At 47.5% G+C, this 2,452-nt stretch carries 2 protein-coding genes; one reads left to right on the top strand and one right to left on the bottom strand.

Translation table 11 applies throughout. The features are described from left to right. Nucleotides 1-630 (top strand): heavy metal response regulator transcription factor (locus ACOSYY_RS19725; protein WP_421664666.1); only part of this gene is annotated, 630 nt, incomplete at its 5' end. Between the two features lie 6 nt (nt 631-636). On the opposite strand, the gene ACOSYY_RS19720 is transcribed toward ACOSYY_RS19725, so the two are convergent. Beyond that, nucleotides 637-2,452: CHAT domain-containing protein (locus tag ACOSYY_RS19720; RefSeq protein ID WP_421664665.1), on the bottom strand; the 1,816-nt coding region annotated here is incomplete at its 5' end.

The raw sequence follows: 2,452 nt of genomic DNA, 5'->3' as shown, positions 1-2,452 counted from the left end.
CTTAAGAAGGGATTGTCTGAAGCTGGGTATGTTGTCGACACTTCCGAGGATGGTGATGAAGGTCTGCTTCTTGCGCTTGACATAGACTATGACCTCATTATCCTGGACGTAATGCTGCCGGAGCGGGATGGCTGGTCTATACTTTCGGTGCTGCGCTGCAAGGAAGACAAGCGGACACCCGTACTTTTCCTGACTGCCCGGGATACTGTGAGCGACCGGGTAAAAGGACTGGAGCTCGGTGCCGACGATTACCTGATAAAACCATTTGCTTTTTCCGAACTGCTGGCAAGAGTTCGTCTGCTACTGAGGCGCACGCCGGTCCTGTATAGTGAAATCCTGAAAATTGCCGATCTGGAAATAGTACTTGGACGCCAAAAAGTCACACGCAATGGGAGCCGCCTCGACCTTACCCCCAAGGAATTTGCACTTCTATCGCTGCTAATGCGGCGCACGGGAGAGGTATTATCCCGCACACTGATTGCCGAGATGGTCTGGGACATCAATTTCGACAGTGATACCAACGTCATTGACGTGGCGATACGCCGGTTGCGCAGCAAGGTCGATGATCCTTTCGAGCAGAAATTGATCCATACCATTCGTGGTGTGGGGTACGTGCTTGAGAACCGATAATCTCTTTCAGTCGAATACCGGCTCCACGCACGGATCGATTTCCCGGAAGCTGGCATGGCTGTATGCACTATCGGCTTCTGCCATGCTCTTCTTCACCTCGGGGTTCCTGATTAATTGGTGAGGGGTATCTTCATCAGTAATATTCCACAGACTCATCATCAGACTCCTGGCCCCAGCTAAAGCAAAGGCCCTGCGTAATCCAAAGACGCCCTCTCCATCATGAATATGTCCCGCACCTGTGAGACATGCAGAAAGAACTACTAGTCTAGTCGAATAAAGATCCATGCCAGTCACTTCCAGAGCGGTTAAATGACCATTATCCCCTCGAGTTCCCTCCTTTCCATACCAACGATTAGCGCCAGCGAAGGCCAAGCCAGACCTAAGAAGCCCATGTGCACTTCGTTGTGCAAGAGATGAAAAGGATTTCGGAAGAAAAAACCCATGTGTAGCAAGGTGAACAATCTTTGAAGGCCTAGCCCGTTTCAGGGCAGCTTTAGTCGCATCTTTCGCATAGAGGACAATTTTCTTTGTAGAACCCCCTGGAAGGATTGCCGGGATGCGTTCTGCTTCGACCATCGTTCCTGCCAACGGTGGATATTTGTCTCCCTTACCAAAGTCTGGATTGGCGACAAGAAACAATTCATGTTCTGGAGGACTCACCACAGGATTCGGTCGAATAAGATCTTTGCTCGAAGTCAAATAGGCGATGGCATGTCGTTGCATCAGAAATTCATCATTTGGAGAAATCAATGCTGCAAATGGGATCAAATTTAGTAACCCATCCGGACTAATGAAAATTTTCTTGGCCTTGCCTACACAATTCTCAAGAGACTCCCATAGTCGAACATAGAGATCTTTTAGAACGTTTCTTACGTGATGATTTGCCTTGCCGAGATGGAGAATCTGTATTTCTTCTTGAATGCCGTTTAAAGCCGTTCTTACGAGAGGCTCTATATCGCGAGCCAGTCCAATTTCAACGATTTGAACAGAGTAATGCGGCGCGATCACAATGGCTACATAGCGATCAGAACCGAAGACCTGACTTTCAAAATCGAACCCTTTTATCTTGATGAAGTCGACTAGAACTGTGTCAGGCATAAGCCTCTGCATTACGTGATCAAAGGTTAGCCCGTGATAACCCAATTCAAATGCAGCCATCTCACTTTCTTCAAAAAGCCCAGCTTCGACTCGTTCGATTTCGCTCTCAAGAACATTCAGCCTAAGGCTAGTCGCTTGACCATCTTGCTCAAATCTTCTGCCTTGATGAAGATATAGATGGCACAGATTACCCAATAATCTGCTCAAATTTTTAACCAGCTTTTGAGCTTTAGGAGAGAGCTGACGATACAGAGCTTGTCTTCTCTGGACAACGGCATCGAAAACCATGCCTTTTCGGAGAAGGACCCATTCCCATGCACTCTGCACTACACTCGTATCATGCGAAAACTTTTCAACAATCAGACAAAGTGCAATATCTACATTCTTTGAGACAGTGCGAAAGAAAGACAGTTTTTGCTCCTCAGAAATTGTCGCGTTCAGGACGTTCCTGATGAGCACATTTTCTGCCGATATGCTCCGTTGAAGATACTCCAGAGCCTTTGGAAAATTGCCAAGGGCCATGGAGGAAATGGCCAACTCGGCTAATATCCCTGCCTGGGAAGGATGTCCATGCTGAAGGGTGTGGCTTTGTAATTTCAAAGCCTCCTCAAGCAGGTGATGTGCATGCTGATACTCCCCTTGTAAATGGTAGATGACCGATAAATATCGAAGGGGAATACCCCTATCGGGGTGTTCTGATCCAAAAAAGGCTTCAATATGGTTG

This window comes from Nitrospira sp. BLG_2, assembly GCF_049222245.1.
Note: the sequence above shows the minus strand (reverse complement) of the source record. Positions and strands in the feature narration are given on the sequence as shown.